Raw genomic sequence first — 18,302 nt, 5'->3', positions numbered from 1 at the left:
AATGAGCAGCTGCCCGTTTGTTGCGGCTTTACGTGTACGTGAGTTGTTTTATGAGATGACTGAACAATTATCTATAAGATTTTTAGATAGTTCTCTTGCTTTCACGCATCGAGTTTATTTTTATGGAGCATGATCTGCAGGATTTCCTTATCGGTCTGTTCCATACCTTTTTTGGCCAGTTCGCCAATATTGCGGATGGATTCATCGGGATTGTTGCTGACCAGGCCTTCACTACCGGTTACGCGGATATTGTGCAGGCTGAGCATGACTGCCCGGCAGGCGGCGTCGCAGGCTGTGGCAACTTTCAGGGTGCAGCTGTTGCCGGCGCCATCACATACCATACCGATATGGTCACCGGTCATGTTAGAAATGGTATCCTGCACGTCCTGGAATTTGCCTCCCAGGAGCCAGACCATGCCAGTAGCAGCTCCCATAGCGGCCGTGCCGCAGGCGCAGAGCGCGGAGAGTTTGGGAAGGAAGCTGTGAATGTAAATGGCCGTCATATGAGACATGGTAAGGGCCCGGATGAGCTGTTCCTTGGATGCCTTTACTTTCTGTGCCGTTACGACGACGGGAATGGTAGCCGTGATTCCCTGGTTGCCAGAACCGGAATTGGTCATGGCCGGAAGCGGGGCCCCTCCCATGCGGGCATCAGAAGCTCCGGCTGTCTTCATGATAATCATGTCCTGCAGGGCGTTACTAAGGAATCCCGTATGGATTTCTGATTTCATCGTATAACCGATGCAGTGGCCGTATTTTTCTGAAAGACCGACTTTGGATAATTCTTCATTTAATTTAGCGGCTTCTTCCATGAAGCGGATATCGTCAATGGGACATTCGGTTGCAAATTGATAGACATCCTTTAATGTCAGGTTGTTCAGGAACTGTTCTTCCGGAGAGATTTCGTCCCGGCTCATCGGCGGTGCTTCAAAGAGGACGGCATCGTCTTTTTCGATGCGCACGACATTGGTGTGATCGTCGGCAATGCAGACCCGTGCCGTATGGCCGCCACCATAGACTTTGGCTTCGGAATACAGTACATTGGGAACGTCGGCGATATCGACCGATACGAGCTTGTCAGCGACCATCTTTTTGCCCTTCCGTACGACGTCGGGAGACAAGCGTTTCAGTACTTGCAGACCGCCTTTGGGGTCACCGCCCAGTGCACCGACGGCTGCCGCGATGTACAGCCCCGGTGTTTCCGTTCCCGGCACGATGACGGCCATCCCGTTTTTCATCATGTTAGCCGATACCCTTGCTTCAATTTTTTCTACGGGCTGCCCCAGCTTTTCCGCAGCTACAGCCGATGCGTAGGCAAGCGATATCGGCTCCGTACACCCCGTGGCGGGTTTTACTTCTTTGTGCAGACAATCGACCATCTTTTCCCACATTTCTTCTAATTCCATGCAAATCGTCTCCTTTATAAAAACAAAATTTTAAGATAGACGTATCCTAATAAAATTATAAGGCAATCGGGAGACAATGTAAATGTTTAAAGTATTTAGAATCATATTCAATAAATATCACCATGCAATGGCTTGCAGGGAGTTCGTACGATGTATCGGTATATCTTGACAACCATTTCAAATAGCGTTAAGATATAGCTAAATTTCATAGGACGTGCGGCAAAGGCGCTGTTGGACATAGATCCGGCAGCGCCTTTTACTGTACCAGTTCCCATGAAATATGGATTTGTAAATTTTCATTAATTTCTTTATCACAAACATTGCATACTGTATACAACAGTGCGTGGCCAGGAGGGGTATCATGAGAACAGAACATGATTTTTTGGGAGAAATGAATGTGCCAGATGATGTATATTATGGCGTACAGACCATGCGTGCTTTGGAAAATTTCCATATTACAGGCAATCATCTCGACCCGGATTTCATTCATGCCATGGCGCTGGTCAAAAAAGCAGCCGCGCTGGCAAATATGAAGACAGGCCGTCTGCCGAAGAAAATCGGTACGGCTCTGGTACAGGCAGCCGATGAAATCCTGTCTGGGAAATGGCTTGACCAGTTCCCGGTCGATCCAATCCAGGGTGGTGCCGGTACATCGGTCAATATGAATATGAACGAAGTACTCTGCAACCGCGCACTGGAAATCCTGGGGCAGCCCAAAGGACGGTATGATATCGTATCACCGAATAATCATGCAAATATGGCCCAGTCCACGAACGATGTATTTCCTACGAGTATGAAGGTCTGCCTCATCCTCAAAGGAAAGAAACTGAACGAAGCATTGCGGGCTTTGGAAGCGGCTCTTCTCGATAAAGAAGAAGACTTTAAAGATGTCATCAAGATGGGGCGGACCCACCTGCAGGATGCCGTACCGGTGACACTGGGACAGGAAATGGGGGCCTATGCATCGGCTGTACACCGGGGTCGCAAACGGATCAAGCGGTCTCTTGAAGGTGTACATACTATCAATATGGGCGGTACTGCCGTCGGCACAGGTCTTAATGCCGAACCTCAGTACATCCGGGGCGTTGCCAAAGAATTGTCCGGGCTTACGGGAGAACTGTTTACGACGGCCAGCAATCTCATTGACATGACTAATAATACGGACGGCTTTGCTGAAGTATCGTCAGCCATGAAATGCACGGCTCTGGTGCTGATTAAAATGGCAAACGATTTCCGTCTCATGGCATCGGGCCCGCGCTGTGGCCTCAATGAACTGAAACTGCCGGCCCGTCAGCCCGGTTCATCTATCATGCCGGGTAAAGTCAATCCCGTCATGGCAGAAGTACTCGACCAGGCCTGCTATCAGGTCATTGGCAACGACCTGGCCGTCACCTTTGCTTCGGAAAACGGCCAGTTCGAACTCAATGTCATGGAGCCGGTCATGGCGTATAATCTTTTTAGTGCCATGCAGTGCCTGACGAATGCGATTTATGCGTTCATCGATAAACTGCTGAAGGGACTGGAAGCCAATCGCAGTCAATGCCAGTACTGGGTTGATCACAGTGTCGGCATCATTACGGCACTGCTGCCGCATATCGGCTATGAAAAGGCTTCCTTCCTGGCACGGGAAGCGTATGCAACCAAACGGCCCGTACGGGATATTATCCGGGAACATCATATCCTGACGGAGGAACAGATGGAACACATCCTGTCTCCCTGGGAAATGACGACTCCGGGCATTGCCGGTGCGGCCTGGATGGAAGCTTCACAGCGTAAAATCAGCGGCTGATTACCGTTCAATGTCCGTCGGGATGCGTTTATATGGCAATTTTTCCAGAATCTGGTCCATGGCCCGTCCCAGAATTTCATTGGGATCATTGAGGATAGAGGCTTCATCCCGTTCTGAGCCGCGGGAACTATAACTCTTCAGTGTCTGATCTTTGACATTGTAGGCATATACCCGCAGGTCATACCAGCATTCTGTGAAAAATTCGTCGTCATCATACCAGCCGCGGTATGCGTGATACTGCCGCCAGATCCAGGTCCGTACGACCGGTACGAGGACGATATCGGCTTTGTAGGATGCGGCCAGTTTTTGCATCGTATCTTCTGTTATGTCTTCCGGGGGAATCGTTTCCGCTGCATACTGGCGGTCCCAGTATGGAAGGCGGAAGGGCTGGCGCAGACGCTGTTCCATGAAATGGGCAGGATAACCGCCCTGGGTCGTACGGACCAGAAGGATGGTCCGTTCGTTGTCGAACCGTGCGGTATCATCTGCCGGCTGGCTGGCCGTGACGGGCGGAGTAGTGGCAGGGGATGATCCGGTCGTGTCTGCAGCAAAGGATGCACTGGCTATAGTAACGAGCAGTATGAGGAAGAGACATATCTTTTTCATAAGGCAGAACCTCCTTGGTTTACGGGATTTTTCTACATTATACTACAAATTTCAACAAAAGTAAGACAAAATGAAATTTGAAATAACGAGAAAGAATGTACTTCAATTCTAAAATTCTATAGATAGATCGCGTTAATTATTAATGAGAATGCCTGGAAAATCAATGTTAATAATTTTAAGTTTAACGTTTTAATGCGTGCTTTTTTTAAGATGCGAAGAAAAAAACTTCTTGACTTTCTCATACACCGTGCGTATAATAAGCATCAACAAATCCACAGACACCGTGTTGACTGGGAGTAGTAAGGGCAATCCCCCATGACAGAGAACCGTTGCAGGCTGAGAGACGGGATGGGCAGATACCGTGAAGTCACCCATGAGCAGCTGCCCGAACGCTTTGCAAGTAGACGCAGCCGGAAGACCACCGTTAGCGGGTCAGGCATTGCAAGGAACGGGGGTTCCGGAGATGCACAGAGGGGTCGTTACGACAATAAGAGTGGTACCGCAGAGCTGAACGCTTTGTCTCTTTTAAAAGAGACAAAGCGTTTTTTTACACAAAAAGCGGGATAGTCATCAGGATTTGTTACTGGGGTATATTTTATTTATATTTATTAATTCGTACACGCATCATCGGGGGGATTCATATGATGGATTTAATCGGGAAATTAAGTGGTTTTGTCGGAAAGAACCTGACGTACATCGTATTTCTTGTCGTTATCTGGGCATACTTTATGCCGGGCGCATTTTTATGGGCCGTACCGCATACGGTATTGCTTCTGGGGGTCATCATGTTTGGTATGGGGATGACGCTGCATGCCAAAGACTTCAGACTCATCCTGCAGCGGCCAAAAGAAGTCCTCATCGGCTGCACGGCTCACTACACGATTATGCCGCTCCTGGCCTATGGACTGGTACTGGCTTTTCAGATGCCACCGGAAATGGCTGTCGGCATGATTCTGCTGGGGTCCTGTCCGAGCGGCACAGCATCCAACGTCATGGGCTTCCTGGCGAAAGCCGATGTACCGCTGTCCGTATCCATTACGACCTGTTCGACTCTGCTGGCACCCATCATGATGCCCTTCATCGTCTGGGGACTGGCTGGCCAGTGGGTTGAAGTTTCTTTCTTTGCCATGGCCATGACGGTTATGAAAGTTATTCTGGTTCCTTTGGTTCTGGGACTCATCGTTCATCGCATCATGGGTGAAAAGCACGTCGCTTCTTTGTCGAAAGTACTGGTACTCGTTTCTGCTTTTGGCGTATTGGTCATCGTCGGTGGCGTTATTGCTATCAATGGTGTCAAAATCCTGGAAATGGGATTCTTCATTATCCTCATGGTACTCATCCATAATCTGGGCGGTTTCCTCATTGGCTACTTCGTTACAGGTAAATTAGGACTGGGTAAGAAACAGCAGCATTCCGTCACGCTGGAAGTTGGCATGCAGAACGATGCCCTGGCTATTTCCCTTGTTTCCGTCTTCTTCGCTCCGGCTGTAGCCATTCCGGCCGCTGTCGGTGCTGCTATCCATCAGGTCACCGGGTCCATCCTGGCCGGGATTTTTGCCCGCAACATGGATAAGATAGAAGCCCGGGATGCAGAAAAACAGCGCGAAACCATCACCGTTCCGGCGCAGCATTAAAAAGAGAATACAATAAAGTAAAACAGAGGATGCGCAGAATGGCTTTAAAAGCCTGTAGTGCAGCATCCTCTGTTTTTTTAGTTTTAGAAATGAGTTACGTCGCCCAGAATGGGTGTCGTATCGTCCATATGGGGCATCATCTGCTCTAATGCCCGGAGCATGGCTTCTTTGTCTTTGGGCAGTGTGCCGCCTACGGGATAGAGATTGGAAACGTGATTGCTGCGGAAAATGCAGGGCTCTGTCATTTCCGTATGGCGCAGGAGCTCGTCCAGTTCCCGGATAAATCCCCGGGCCGTCAGAGGTGTAAAGGTGCCGTCTTGTACTTCCTTGTACAGGGGAACGAATTCGGGAATGATCAGGGACAGGGCGCTGAGCATGGTGGGATTGATGGCAGACACGACTTCCGCCGTGTGCAGGGCGTGTTCATGGGTCCGTTCCTGACCACCCAGGCCGAGAAGAATCATGGCAGATAATTTAAACCCCGCAGCCAGCGCTTTCTGGCCGGCCCGCACGGTGAGTTCCGCCGTCGTACCCTTATGGACCCGGGTGAGGACCGCATCGTCGCCGCTTTCGATTCCCGTATAGAGAATTCCAAGACCTGCTTCGTGAAGTGCAGTCAGTTCTTCCGGTGTCTTGCGGTCGATGTCAGCCGGAGTCGCATAGGCGCCGACGCGGGTCAGGCGGGGGAACAGGTCATAGCATTTTTTTATGATGTGCAGCAGGTCTTTGGTTTTCAGGACCAGGGCGTCGCCGTCAGCGATAAAGACACGGCGCACATAGGGGTAAGCGGCGGCACCGCGTTCAATGATACCGTCGATTTCTTCCAGGGGACGGATCCGGAACCGCGATTCCTTATACATCGGGCAGAATGTGCACGTATTGTGGGAACAGCCGATGGTGGCACGCAATATGAAACTATAGGCTTCGCTGGGGGGACGAAATACCATGCCTTCAGCGTCATCAATATACATATCTATCATCCTTTCATGGGAGAATGGTACTATTATACTATACTTTATATCTTATAGTAAAAAGATTTGTGCAACCGGCAGGTGATTCTGGATAGATTAACCGTTCATATTGGCAAATATCAATGTGAATAGTATTCTTATCACATAGATGAAAATCAAAGTATTAGGAAGCGGATGCAGCAAATGCGAAGCCCTGCTGGCAGCGACGAAAGAAGCCGTCCAGCACCTCGGTATTGATGCCAGGATTGAGTACGTAACGGATTTTGCCCAGATTGCCCGGTATGGCGTCATGAGCACACCGGCCCTTGTCGTAGACGAAAAAGTGGTATCGGCAGGCAGAGTACTCAAAGCCGGTCAGATAGAATCACTCCTGAAATAGGGCCCAGAAAAAAACGGCAGCAGCTGTGCAGCGAAAACTGCGCGGCTGCTGCCGTTTTTTTTGCCGGTGTGACTATTATTTTCCGTGTTTTGTCTGGAATGCAATCATATGGGCTTCTTTATCGGTATAGCCTTCGGCCTTTGCCTTTTCGATGAGAGCCAGCATCTCTTCATAAGCTGTCGGAATGATGCGGGTAATCCGGCCCTGTGTGTCTTCCCAGTTTTCCAGGAGCCGGCAGCCCAGTTCGCTGCCGGTGTACTGGACATGGCGGGCGAGCATTGCTTTGACGATGGCGATTTCGCCTTCATCGGTAAGATCTTCCAGATGTACCAGGTCCTGGTTGCAGTTCGTCGGTTCCAGGTCATAGACATAGGCAATGCCGCCAGACATGCCGGCTGCGAAATTCCGGCCCGTACGTCCCAGCACGAGGACGCGGCCACCGGTCATGTATTCACAGCCGTGATTGCCTACGCCTTCGACGACAGCCGTAATGCCGCTGTTGCGGACGCAGAACCGTTCACCGGCGATGCCGTTGATATAGGCTTCGCCACTGGTCGCGCCATAGAAGGCTACGTTGCCGATGATGATGTTGTCTTCTGCCGGGAATACTGATTCTACCGGTGGATGGACGATAATCTTGCCGCCCGACAACCCTTTACCGAGATAGTCATTGGCGTCACCTTCCAGTTCCAGTGTCAGTCCTTTGGGGATGAAGGCTCCGAAACTCTGACCGGCCGAGCCGACGAAGCAGAGCTTGATCGTATCTTCGGCCAGACCTTCTTCTCCGTAGCGCCGTGTAATTTCACTGCCCAGGAGAGTACCTGTCACGCGGTCCGTGTTTTTGATGCGCAGGCGGGCACGGATGTGTTTTTTCTGTTCCAGGGCCGGACGGCACATGCGCACCAGTTTCGACATGTCCAGTGTCTTGGAAATTTCATGGTCCTGGGGTGTCGTGAAGTGATGGCCGATGCGGATATCTGTGTATGGACGATAGAGGAGTTGCTTCAGATTGACTGTGGAAGCCTTCCAGTTCGGTGCCGTGTCTTTCTGCTTCAACAGATCATAACGGCCCACCATGTCGTCGATTTTGTGGAATCCCAGACGGGCCATGATTTCCCGCAGGTCCCGGGCGATGAAGTGCATGAAATTGATGATATATTCCGGCTTGCCTTTGAAATTCTTCCGCAGCTTTTCATTCTGTGTGCACACACCGTACGGGCAGGTGTTGAGGTGACATACGCGGAGCATATGGCAGCCGATAGCCATAAGGGGCGCCGTGCCGAATCCAAAGAGTTCAGCGCCGAACAGAGCGGCAATGGCTACGTCGCGGCCCGTGAGCAGTTTGCCATCTACCTCGACGCGTACCCGGTCGCGGAGCTGATTGAGGAGCAGTGTCTGCTGTACTTCCGAAAGGCCGATTTCCCATGGAAGGCCGGCATGGCGCAGACTGGTCCGTGGAGATGCCCCGGTACCGCCATCGAAGCCGCTGATGGTTAGTTCATCAGCTTTGGCTTTGACGACGCCGGCGGCAATGGTACCGATGCCGGCACCACTGGTCAGTTTGACGCCGATGCGGGCGTTGCGGTTGGCATTCTTCAGGTCGAAAATGAGTTCTGCCAGATCTTCTATGGAATACACATCGTGATGCGGTGGCGGTGAAATGAGGGCGACGCCAGTCGTGGCATGGCGGGTTTTGGCGATGTCGGGATAGACCTTGCTGCCGGGCAGATGGCCGCCTTCGCCGGGCTTGGCACCCTGGGCGCATTTAATCTGTAATTCTGCTGCGTGGACCAGGTAGTTGCTGGTTACGCCGAAACGGGCCGAAGCGACCTGTTTGATTTTATCATTGGTATCGGTATCAAACCGGGCTGCGTCTTCGCCGCCTTCGCCAGTATTGCTCATGCCGCCGAGACGGTTCATGGCCCGGGCCACACATTCGTGGGCTTCCTTGCTGAGGGCGCCGTAACTCATGGCACCGGTACGGAACCGTTTGACGATATTATCTTCCGATTCGACTTCTTCGATGGGGATGCTGCAACCGGCAGGATAGACGAAGTCCAGCAAATCGCGCAGGCGGTACGTGGACGACGTATTGACTCGGTCGGCATATTCACGGTATAGGTCATAATCGTTCGTACGGCAGGCTTTTTGCAGGAGCTGGACTGCCTGGGGATCGATGATATGAGCCTGTCCGCCTTTGCGGTACTGATAGATGTCTCCCTTCGGCAGGGTATCGCTGCCAGAAAAAGCAGCTTCATGACGCAGGGCGTTTTCTTTGGCTATTTCTTTCAGGCCGATGCCACCGATGGGGCTGGGCGTATTGACAAAATACTTCTGGATCAGGTCGCGGCTGATACCAACAGCTTCAAAAATCTGGGCGCCGTGGTAGCTGTGGATGGTGGAAATACCCATTTTGGACATGACAGCCAGCATGCCGTTGACCGAGGCCCGGATATAGTTTTCCCGAGCTTCCTCGCAGGAGATTTTGCCCAGTTTCTTCTTTGCAGCCAGTTCTTTGATGGATTCCAGTGCTACATACGGATTGACGGCGGTGATGCCATAGCCGACGAGGGTGCAGAAGTGATGGATTTCCCGTGGTTCCCCTGATTCCAGGATGAGACCGACATCAGAACGGACGGTCTTGCGGATGAGGAAATGATGGAGTGCAGCCGTAGCCAGCAGGGCCGGGATGGCAGCCATGCGGGAATTGATGCCCCGGTCGGACAGAATCAGGATATTGGCACCGTTGCGGATAGCTTTCAGCGCGTCGATACAGAGTGATTCGATAGCCGTTTCCATAGCGTCGGGGCCGCCGCCTACGGGATACAGCATAGAAATGACCGATGTGTGGAGCTTATCTGTCATGAGTGATTTGATGACCGCCATTTCTTCATTGGTGAGAATAGGTCGTTTTAGGTAGAGAGCGGCCGTGTTTTCGTCATCGGGATCCATGATATTGGCGACGTTCCCTGCCATGACGAGTGAACTCATGACGATGTTTTCCCGTACGCCGTCGATGGGCGGATTGGTGACCTGGGCGAAGTTTTCCTGAAAGTAATCATACAGCAGCTGGGGACGGTCCGACAGAACGGGCAGGGATACGTCCATCCCCATCGAGTCAATGGGCTGCTTGCCATCGCGGGCCATTGGCAGGATGATTTTATCCATGTCTTCCTGCGTATAGCCAAAGACCATTTCCTGTTCTTTCAAATCGTATGGTATCGTCTTGTCACTGCCGATGAGATTCTGGCGGGACATGAGATCGTCCAGATCGATGACGTGCTTTTTATACCATTCCCCATAGGGAAATTCCGTAGCAATCTGCTGCTTGATTTCTTCATCGTCGATGATGCGCTGCTGCTGCGTATCGACGAGGAGCATTTTCCCCGGCTGAAGACGGCCTTTATAAAGAACATCTTCCGGCGGAATGGAGAGTGCCCCTACTTCCGAACTGGCGATGACCCGGTCGTCGCGGGTGACATAATAGCGGGCAGGACGCAGGCCGTTGCGGTCGAGCACCGCGCCCATGACCTCGCCGTCAGAAAACAGGATGGAAGCCGGGCCGTCCCAGGGCTCCNNNGCGGTCGAGCATGCCGCCGATGACGATGCCGTCACAGAATCCGATAGCGGCAGGGCCGTCCCACGGTTCAATCATGAAGTTATGATAGCGGTAGAAATCCCGTTTTTCCTTGCTCATGAGCGGGTCTTTTTCCCACGGTTCGGGAATCATCATCATCATGGCATGGGGAAGGGAGTGTCCTGTCATATACAGGTATTCCAGGCAGTTGTCGAACATGGCCGAGTCGCTGCCACTGTCATCGACGACGGGAAAGACCTTTTCCAGGTCCGGGAAATCACTGGATTTGGATTTGCTTTCCCGGGCATTGAGCCAGTTTACATTCCCCTGGATGGTGTTGATTTCTCCGTTGTGGACGATATAACGGTTCGGATGGGCCCGGGCCCAGCTGGGGAATGTATTGGTGCTGAACCGGGAGTGGACGAGTGCCATGGAGGTCGTAAAATCCAGGTCGGACAGGTCCAGATAAAAATGGCGCAGCTGGATAGAAGTCAGCATGCCTTTATAGACAATGGTCCGCGAAGACAGACTGGCAATGTAGAAATCGGAGCCCTTTTCCTGACTGGCCGGGATAATCTTCTTTTCCGCCATCTTGCGGATGACATATAACTTGCGTTCAAAATCCATCGGGTTGGTCATAGAGGGATCTTTGCGGATAAAGACCTGCAGAAAATGAGGACGGATTGTCTTGGCGATGCTCCCGATGAGGCTTTCATCGACCGGTACGTCACGCCAGCCGAGGATGGACAGGCCTTCTTCTTTGACAATCTTTTCAAATTCTTCCATCTGCTTCTTGCGGAATGTTTCGTAGCGATGGGCAAAAATCATGCCGACACCATATTCTCCTTCTGGCGGCAGGGTAAAGCCCAGGACTTCACATTCCCGGCAGAAGAACTGATGCGGTATCTGTACGAGGATTCCTGCACCGTCACCGCTCTGGGCATCGGCGCCTTCAGCGCCGCGGTGCTTCAGATTTTCCAGGATGGTTAGAGCCTGGTCGATGATATCATAAGATTTTTTCCCCTTCATATTGACGACGAAGCCAATGCCACATGCATCGTGTTCGAATGCCGGATCGTACAGCCCCTGCGGTGCCGGCAGATCACGTAATTTTTTATACATATCGATTCCCCCTCTTCATATCCCCCCGGTACAACGCAGATGTATTTTTATAACGCATACAATAAACGTTGTACAGATTGGAATTTATTATAAAGGTGAAATGTCGTTGTGTCAATAAAAAATTCAAAAATAATATTGTATACATTGATAAAAATAAAGACATACAGCTAAAATAGTTTACCTTTTATTGAATTTGCGATAAAATAAAATCATTTTAACTATGATAAATAATCATAAAATGAGAGCGTCGATGATGCCGGTGATTTCTGTACCTGTATAGAATATGCAAAAAAAGACCGCACACCATGAGCCTTGGGTTCATGGCAATACGGTCTTATCAGGATAGGCAATAGAATTCGTTTTATACAGTTTTAATCAGATCGGCAAATTGTTTCCGGAACAGGCCGGCTCCGCCGTTGGCCGGATGACGAGTAGCAATGGCATCAATGCCGGCGCTTTGCAGTGTCTCTGCTGCCTTGCGGCCGATGGCACCGATACGCAGGGGCTGTTGACAGAGCGCGAGGAGCTGGCGGGTGTACGCGAGGCCTGCCGATAATTCTTCATCCGTCGGTGTGCGGTTGGAAAAGGGCGAATCCTTGTGGGGATGAAAGGGAAAAATATTCCAGAGCAGGACGTCCCGCGGATTGAGACCGTTGTCCAGGATGGCACCCCATACGTACGTATCTGTCGGTTCATTCATGCCGTGATCTCTCTGGGGGCGACTGGTCATATACGGAGAGTCGGGACGGCTCGTGCGCTGTCCTGCATGGCCCAGGACCATGGCGCTGGTCACTTGCTTGTGGGCGCCGAGGAGCATCCGTTCACACGTGATGGCGATACCCGTGAACCGGCATCCCTGATATCCCGCGGCTTCGGCGACAAAGAGGTAACGGGCCTGCCCGATACGCTGGGCCAGATACTCCTGCAGCTGGTGACGGCGGATTTCCGGTGCCTGTGGTCCCAAATCGCACGTACGGTCATAGTCCCGCCAGGGGTTGCATACAGCCGGGCTGGTATACATCTGGAGAGAGTGAATGAAATCTTCTATGGTCATGGCAAAGCCTCCTTTGTGTAAAACAGGTAACAAGCGCCTATCTTTCCGGCTTCTCTGGTAAGGGGATAAAATTCTGACTGGACATAATCGCTATAACGGCCCCGTGGCACGAGGATGGTTACCCTTTCCCTTGCCGAAAGGCGCGCCATGAGACGCGGGCTGTCTTCTTCCGGGAAGGGGTGTTTGCCAGCCCAGACAGAAGAACGGTGCAGCCGGGCATTTTCATCGTATCCGGCCGGCTCTGTATACAAAGCGGTACGGCCCGTGTAATAGGCAAAGGATGTGCGGTACTCTTCAAAGAAGTAGAGCTGCCCCTGTAAGGCTTCTTCCTGATGGAGAAATGCCGATGCCGACCGATAATCATAGAACGGTACCAGGCCCTGATAGAGGACCAGAATATAGATGACAGCCGTGCCGATGGCAGTCATGACAGGCAGTGCCGGGAAGGCATGAGTCTTCTGGGCAGCCAGGAGCAGGACGATAGAGAGGAAAATGAATATGTACAATCCGGTCCAGCTTCCGGGAACGAAGGCCGCCTTTTTGAATAATAAGGGAGCAGTGGCGAAGAGCAGCCACCAGATGATGGCAGGCCCGGTAAGAATCGTCCAGAACCGGGCCCTGTTTTTTTCATATAAATCTCCGATACCTAGTATGGCAAACAGGAGAAGCGGAATATTGGCAATATAGGCGTAGGTAGGATATTTCGTTGCAACGAGAGTATAGAACAATATCGTTCCCAGTGCCCAGATCATCATGAACTGATATTCGGCGCCATCATGACGGCGATGCCATGCTCCGTAAAGTGCGGGCCCGGTCCAGGGAAGCAGACTGACGGGGACGAGCACCAGATAATAATACCAGACGTTGACTTCCGGGTGTTCCGATGCGGTGGCTCTGGCTACATTGTGCAGTCCCAGGAATCCGTCGATAAAATCGTTTCCGTGGAGCTGATACATGATTCCGTACCAGGGCAGACAGAGTAGGAGAAACAAGGCAATTCCCTGAGACTGGAAAATCCGGCGCAGCAGTGATGCATCACGGCGCAGGGCGGCAAAGACCAGCAAAAACGTACCGGGCAGGACGATGCCGACCGGGCCTTTGGTAAGAACGGCCAGGGCGGCCATGGCATAGGCGGCCGTCATGTAGGGGCTCCGATTTTCTGTCAGGCCGATATAGGCAAAAAACAGGGTGGCTTCTGTAAAGAAGAAGAGAATCTGATCGGTAATGATAGAATGGGATACGGCCCAGACCTCCAGACTGGTGGCCATGACGGCGGCTCCCAGGACAGCCAGTTCCCGCCGGGTGCCACGGTGCAGCAGATACCAGGAAAACAGGACGACCGATCCCATGCCGAACACGGCTCCCGGCAGGCGGGAAGCAAAGTCGCTGAATCCCAGCAGCGTATAAGACAGGCTGAGCATCCAATAGATGAAAATCGGTTTATCATACCAGAATGTATCGAAAATCCGGGGAGAAATCCAATCGCCGGACAAGACCATTTCCTTTGCTGTCAGTGCGTAATTTGATTCTACCGGATCGGTGATGGGCAGAGACGCATTGCCTGTAAGGAAAAATAAAAGGCTGACAATGGCGATAGCGAGTAAGAGACTGCGGGCTTTCATGTAAGACTCCTTTCCAGTGGGCCGTATGTGACAGAAAAAAACTGCCGCACGATGAGGTATGCGGCAGCAGATGGCACAGATTATTCCGTCTGGCGGCGGTTGCGGCTGCGGCGGTATTTCCAGAGACCGACGACGGCAATGACGGCGCAGACGATGCCCATTCCGATGAGCAGCTGATGATTATACTGAATCAGGTCACGCCAATGACTGCCCAGTACGGAGCCGGCCCAGACGAGCAGCAGTGTCCAGGGAATGGTGCCGATAATCGTAAACAGTACGAACCGGCCGAAGGGATAACGGGCGACGCCGGCCGGAAAGGAAATGAATGTCCGTACGCCGGGCAGGCAGCGGCAGATGATGACGGCAATACCACCGTACTTATTGAACATCTTTTCGGCCATATTGAACTTTTTTTCATTGAAGAAGATATATTTGCCGTATTTCAAGAGCAGAGGACGGCCGCCATACGAACCGAGCCAGTAACTCAGAATTGAGCCGGTCACGCCGGCTGTGCAGGCGATGATAAAGGTCGTCCAGAAATCGAAAATATGTTGTGAAATGAGAAATCCCGCAAAACCGAGGACGACTTCGCTGGGAACGGGAATATTGGCATTTTCGGCTACCATGGCCACGAACATGGCTGCATATCCATAGACTTCCATTAATTGCAGCAATGTATCCATAGAATTCATCCAACTCCTTAGGTGAAAAAAGAAAGTATATAACTGACTTATCCTATCATAGCATAGATAGGAGCCTTTGTGCCAGTAGGGGGGCGAAAATTAAGGAATTATTTAAATCCCCGTCAGCGCGTTTTAAAGCAGCCCAGATGGCATAAGGCATATTTGTAGACGAAATATCCGTAGAACAAGGTCAGGCCCAGAGCCAGTATCAGTTTGAGCGGAGCGGCAATTGTAAGGGGCAGGAGAAAGTACATGATGTTTTCCAATACCGGTTCGCTCAGATACCAGACGGGGTAGGCCATATGGGACAGGGTGAGCAGCGTCTGCGAACTCTGATCTCCCCAGCGGGCAAAGGCAGCAATCAGACCGAGTGTCCCCGAAAGAGACAGGAAGGCGAGGGTAATGACGTGATAATAGGGAAATACATTGTATATAATAGAAAAGCCAATGGCCGCGGCAAACCAGATAATCCCTGGAACATAACCTCCCTGGATGAACCAGCGGTGTTTGGCCGCGTAGATGCCGAGGAGAAAGTATAAGGCCGCCGTGATAAGCCAGCTCGGCTGAAAGCCCAGACCGGCAAAAAATGCCTGGAAGGCGGAAAGACTTTGCGGTGACAGGCCGAGCAGCCCGAAGTAGACGGCCAGGGCTAAAATGAGATGAACACCAACGAAGAGAATGAGGAAGAGCGGGGATGGAGACGAAATTTCCGTATGGCGAAGGGCCTGATGATTGAGCTTTTTGGCTGCCATGAGCAGCAGGATGAACAGCAGGAGCACTGCCAGAAATCCGTATATTCCCAACGTGAATCCCCGGCCCAGGAAGCGTTGCGTAAGGAAAGTGAAAAATCCCGCACTGTATCCCGTGCTGCGGGCGCTGATCCAGGCTATTTCCGGCATCATGATGATTATAGCAAACAGCAAAGGCCAGCCCAGACGCAGCCAGCGTCCTTTGAAATATGGCTGGAACAGGCGGATCCGCAGATTCGACGCGCTAAAATAGCCGCTGATAAAAAAGAGGACCGGAATGACCAGTGTCATGGCAAATTCATAAAAGAGATAATAAAAAGGGGCGATAGTACCCGGCTGGCCGGCAAAGACGTAATGAGGTGGCATAAACGGAGCCGGCAGGAACGAACCAGCTGCCAGGCAGAGAATACCCAGAAAAATGACGAATGTGCGCAGATTATCGAGATAAAATATATGTTTACCCATCAGGAAGGCTCCTTTCTGTAAACATGGTGTATAAGGAATATAGACATACAGTATAAACGCTGAGCGTAGATTTTCCTTCCGACGTATATTATACTATAACTAATATAAAGAAAAAGTGAAGATTTTGCTTTTTTGATGAATAGGAGTGATGCCCATGATGATTAGTACCAGTGACAGTATCATACGGCTCATCGTGGCTATTATCCTGGGTGGCCTGATCGGGTATGAACGGGAGGCCCGGAGCCAATCTGCCGGTCTGCGTACTCATATTCTCGTATGCCTCGGCGCCTGCCTGTGCATGATTATTTCTATTAATATTGCCCTCGATTTCTATTCTGTCTATGGCTATACCCGTTCGGATCCCGAACGGATTGCAGCCCAGGTCATTTCTGGTGTAGGGTTTCTCGGAGCCGGCACGATTCTGGCTAATCAGAAGGGACACAGTGTCAAGGGCCTGACAACGGCGGCCAGCATCTGGGGTGTGGCTGCCGTCGGGCTGGTCGTCGGTGCCGGCTATCTGGTGACAGCGGCGGCCGCGACGGTGCTCATATTTATCGTACTTACCGTCTTTGTCCGTCTGGATAAGATGATGCGGAAACGGGGACGCCATTCTTACGTATTGCACCTGACGATGCGCAATACGGTGGGACAGTCCCGCCGCCTGTCGGAATATCTGCAGCACCATCAGCTGGCACTTCTTTCCTTTCGCACTCTTTCTGGAGAAGAAGAGGAAAATGTCGAACTGGAATTGACGGTACACGTAGGAGAAGAACTGAGTCAGAGCGAACTCCTTTCAGACCTTCTGGGAATAAAAGGAATAAAACAGGCCACCGTAATAGAACCAAAAGAACAGAAAGAAAAAGATTGAATTGCATTAAAATATATGTAAACCGGGCATTGCGTGGTATAATAAAAAGGAATCATTGCTTTTTTGCTTTGGAGGGGGTCCTGTTATGTCAACATGTATGGCGGCTGCCAGCCGGGAAGGGAAAAAAATAAATGATGTCGTATTTTCGTCCAGCGCGGCAGCCAAAGAGGCAATAAAAAAATACGGAATTAAAAACGTAGTCAATGCTACCGTAGGTTGTTATGCTGGAGACGATGAAAAAGTAGCCTGTCTTCCTGTCGTCGAAAAAGTATATAAATCACTGCCTATGAGTGATTTTATTACCTATGCGCCGCCGGTCGGACTGGCCGATTACCGCAGTGATGTCATCGATGCGACCTTTGAAGACCAGCGGCCCGATGGCTATACGGCTGCCATAGCGACGGCCGGTGGTACCGGGGCCGTTCATATCGCCATTACTAACTATTCGGAAGTAGGTGACCAGGTTCTGACGACGGACTGGCGCTGGTCGGTCTACGACAATCTCTGTGACGAAGTGGGCCGCCATCTTACGACTTTTGCTATGCTCGATGACAGCCGTTCCTTCAATATTGATTCTTTTTCTTCGGCTGTAGCAGCCATTCTGCGCCAGCAGGACTCTCTGCTCATCATGCTCAACACGCCGGCCAATAACCCGACAGGATTTGCCCTGTCGGACCGCGATTGGGAAGAAGTGCTCGATGTGTGCCGGTTCCACGAAAAGAATGGAAAACGCATCAGTATCCTCGTCGATATCGCATATATCGCCTATACGGGGGATAAGAACAAAGTCCGTACGTTCATGAAGCAGTTCAGCCATCTGCCGGAACACATCTTCGTCATGTTTGCCTACAGCATGTCTAAAGGATTTACCCTCTACGGCCAGCGGGCAGGCGCTCTCGTAGGCCTGTCTTCCAGCAAGGATGTCATCGATGAATTTCAGGAAGTGGGGAAATATTCGGCCCGTACGGCCTGGTCCAATATCAACCGGGCGGCCATGACCCTGTTATCTATTGTACGCAGAGACCCGGCACTGCTGAAAGAACTGGAAACAGAAGAAAATAACTATTTCCAGAATATCCGCCGCCGTGCAGATATTTTCATGGAAGAAGCCCAGGCCTGCAATCTCGATTTTGTTCCCTATAAGGCGGGATTTTTCATTTCTGTCCCGACGCTGAAATCGGCTCAGGCCTGTGCAAAACTTCAGGAAGACCTCATTTTTGCTGCTCCTCTGGCACGGGGCATCCGCCTCGGTGTCTGCTCCATCCCGGCCTATAAAATGACCGGTGTGGCATCCAAAATCAAAAAAGCACTGGAATCGGTAGACGGATAAGAAAACTCCCATAGGATTCCATACGGAAAAAGAGGCCGCCCCATGAA

12 protein-coding genes and 1 pseudogene are annotated in these 18,302 nt (G+C 51.3%); 5 read left to right on the top strand and 8 right to left on the bottom strand.

Features of this window, described 5'->3' with window-relative positions; translation table 11 throughout:
* Window positions 1-101 precede the first annotated feature (101 nt).
* Complete coding sequence (locus B2U90_RS07155) at window positions 102-1,406, bottom strand: serine dehydratase subunit alpha family protein (protein WP_059076548.1); 1,305 nt, start codon at window positions 1,404-1,406, stop codon at window positions 102-104.
* Window positions 1,407-1,767: 361 nt separating this feature from the next.
* On the opposite strand from B2U90_RS07155, the gene B2U90_RS07150 reads away from it, so the two are divergent.
* Entirely contained in the window at window positions 1,768-3,195 is a 1,428-nt protein-coding gene (locus B2U90_RS07150; RefSeq protein ID WP_292017492.1) for an aspartate ammonia-lyase, read from the top strand.
* On the opposite strand, the gene B2U90_RS07145 is transcribed toward B2U90_RS07150, so the two are convergent.
* Complete coding sequence (locus B2U90_RS07145; RefSeq protein WP_292017491.1) at window positions 3,196-3,801, bottom strand: acid shock protein; 606 nt, start codon at window positions 3,799-3,801, stop codon at window positions 3,196-3,198.
* 641 nt (window positions 3,802-4,442) lie between these two features.
* Here B2U90_RS07145 and B2U90_RS07140 point away from each other — a divergent pair.
* The gene (locus B2U90_RS07140) at window positions 4,443-5,435 is read left to right on the top strand and encodes a bile acid:sodium symporter family protein (protein WP_059076551.1); all 993 of its coding nucleotides are present in this window, start codon (window positions 4,443-4,445) and stop codon (window positions 5,433-5,435) included.
* A gap of 83 nt (window positions 5,436-5,518) precedes the next feature.
* Here B2U90_RS07140 and B2U90_RS07135 read toward each other — a convergent pair whose 3' ends face one another.
* Complete coding sequence (locus B2U90_RS07135; protein ID WP_059076552.1) at window positions 5,519-6,406, bottom strand: radical SAM protein; 888 nt, start codon at window positions 6,404-6,406, stop codon at window positions 5,519-5,521.
* A gap of 148 nt (window positions 6,407-6,554) precedes the next feature.
* Here B2U90_RS07135 and B2U90_RS07130 point away from each other — a divergent pair, with 148 nt between their 5' ends.
* Window positions 6,555-6,785: a thioredoxin family protein gene (locus B2U90_RS07130; RefSeq protein ID WP_059076614.1), complete on the top strand. Its 231-nt coding sequence runs from the start codon at window positions 6,555-6,557 to the stop codon at window positions 6,783-6,785.
* 75 nt (window positions 6,786-6,860) lie between these two features.
* On the opposite strand, the pseudogene gltB reads toward B2U90_RS07130, so the two are convergent.
* From gltB to B2U90_RS07105, 5 genes and pseudogenes are all read right to left on the bottom strand, one after another.
* A pseudogene (gene gltB / locus B2U90_RS07125) lies at window positions 6,861-11,484 on the bottom strand (glutamate synthase large subunit).
* A gap of 361 nt (window positions 11,485-11,845) precedes the next feature.
* Window positions 11,846-12,538 carry a uracil-DNA glycosylase gene (locus B2U90_RS07120; RefSeq protein WP_292017490.1) on the bottom strand — a complete coding sequence of 231 codons (693 nt, stop codon included), beginning with the start codon at window positions 12,536-12,538 and terminating at the stop codon, window positions 11,846-11,848.
* On the bottom strand, window positions 12,535-14,160 hold the full coding sequence (locus B2U90_RS07115) for an ArnT family glycosyltransferase (RefSeq protein ID WP_292017489.1): 1,626 nt from the start codon (window positions 14,158-14,160) through the stop codon (window positions 12,535-12,537). Before B2U90_RS07115 ends, B2U90_RS07120 begins: the two co-directional genes overlap by 4 nt.
* A gap of 80 nt (window positions 14,161-14,240) precedes the next feature.
* A complete protein-coding gene (locus tag B2U90_RS07110) occupies window positions 14,241-14,843 on the bottom strand; it encodes a DedA family protein (protein ID WP_292017511.1) in 603 nt (200 codons plus the stop codon).
* Between the two features lie 122 nt (window positions 14,844-14,965).
* Window positions 14,966-16,057, bottom strand: coding sequence for an acyltransferase family protein (locus B2U90_RS07105; protein WP_292017488.1), 1,092 nt, complete (start codon window positions 16,055-16,057; stop codon window positions 14,966-14,968).
* Window positions 16,058-16,211: 154 nt separating this feature from the next.
* On the opposite strand from B2U90_RS07105, the gene B2U90_RS07100 reads away from it, so the two are divergent.
* Window positions 16,212-16,925, top strand: coding sequence for an MgtC/SapB family protein (locus B2U90_RS07100; RefSeq protein ID WP_292017487.1), 714 nt, complete (start codon window positions 16,212-16,214; stop codon window positions 16,923-16,925).
* An 85-nt stretch (window positions 16,926-17,010) separates the two neighbouring features.
* Window positions 17,011-18,255 (top strand): pyridoxal phosphate-dependent aminotransferase, encoded by a 1,245-nt coding sequence (locus tag B2U90_RS07095; RefSeq protein WP_292017486.1) that lies wholly within the window; start codon window positions 17,011-17,013, stop codon window positions 18,253-18,255.
* Window positions 18,256-18,302 lie beyond the last annotated feature (47 nt).

The organism is Megasphaera sp. UBA4233 (assembly GCF_002395615.1).
GTDB classification, from domain to species: domain Bacteria; phylum Bacillota; class Negativicutes; order Veillonellales; family Megasphaeraceae; genus Megasphaera; species Megasphaera hexanoica.
The sequence above is the reverse complement of the archived record's forward strand: the minus strand, read 5'-3'. Positions and strand labels throughout refer to the sequence as shown.

What these genes read in the sequence shown, in the direction of transcription:
- B2U90_RS07155 (WP_059076548.1), bottom strand. Translation starts at nt 1,406, where the DNA reads ATGGAATTAGAAGAAATGTGGGAAAAGATGGTCGATTGTCTGCACAAA.
- B2U90_RS07150 (WP_292017492.1), top strand. Translation starts at nt 1,768, where the DNA reads ATGAGAACAGAACATGATTTTTTGGGAGAAATGAATGTGCCAGATGAT.
- B2U90_RS07145 (WP_292017491.1), bottom strand. Translation starts at nt 3,801, where the DNA reads ATGAAAAAGATATGTCTCTTCCTCATACTGCTCGTTACTATAGCCAGT.
- B2U90_RS07140 (WP_059076551.1), top strand. Translation starts at nt 4,443, where the DNA reads ATGATGGATTTAATCGGGAAATTAAGTGGTTTTGTCGGAAAGAACCTG.
- B2U90_RS07135 (WP_059076552.1), bottom strand. Translation starts at nt 6,406, where the DNA reads ATGTATATTGATGACGCTGAAGGCATGGTATTTCGTCCCCCCAGCGAA.
- B2U90_RS07130 (WP_059076614.1), top strand. Translation starts at nt 6,555, where the DNA reads ATGAAAATCAAAGTATTAGGAAGCGGATGCAGCAAATGCGAAGCCCTG.
- B2U90_RS07120 (WP_292017490.1), bottom strand. Translation starts at nt 12,538, where the DNA reads ATGACCATAGAAGATTTCATTCACTCTCTCCAGATGTATACCAGCCCG.
- B2U90_RS07115 (WP_292017489.1), bottom strand. Translation starts at nt 14,160, where the DNA reads ATGAAAGCCCGCAGTCTCTTACTCGCTATCGCCATTGTCAGCCTTTTA.
- B2U90_RS07110 (WP_292017511.1), bottom strand. Translation starts at nt 14,843, where the DNA reads ATGGATACATTGCTGCAATTAATGGAAGTCTATGGATATGCAGCCATG.
- B2U90_RS07105 (WP_292017488.1), bottom strand. Translation starts at nt 16,057, where the DNA reads ATGGGTAAACATATATTTTATCTCGATAATCTGCGCACATTCGTCATT.
- B2U90_RS07100 (WP_292017487.1), top strand. Translation starts at nt 16,212, where the DNA reads ATGATGATTAGTACCAGTGACAGTATCATACGGCTCATCGTGGCTATT.
- B2U90_RS07095 (WP_292017486.1), top strand. Translation starts at nt 17,011, where the DNA reads ATGTCAACATGTATGGCGGCTGCCAGCCGGGAAGGGAAAAAAATAAAT.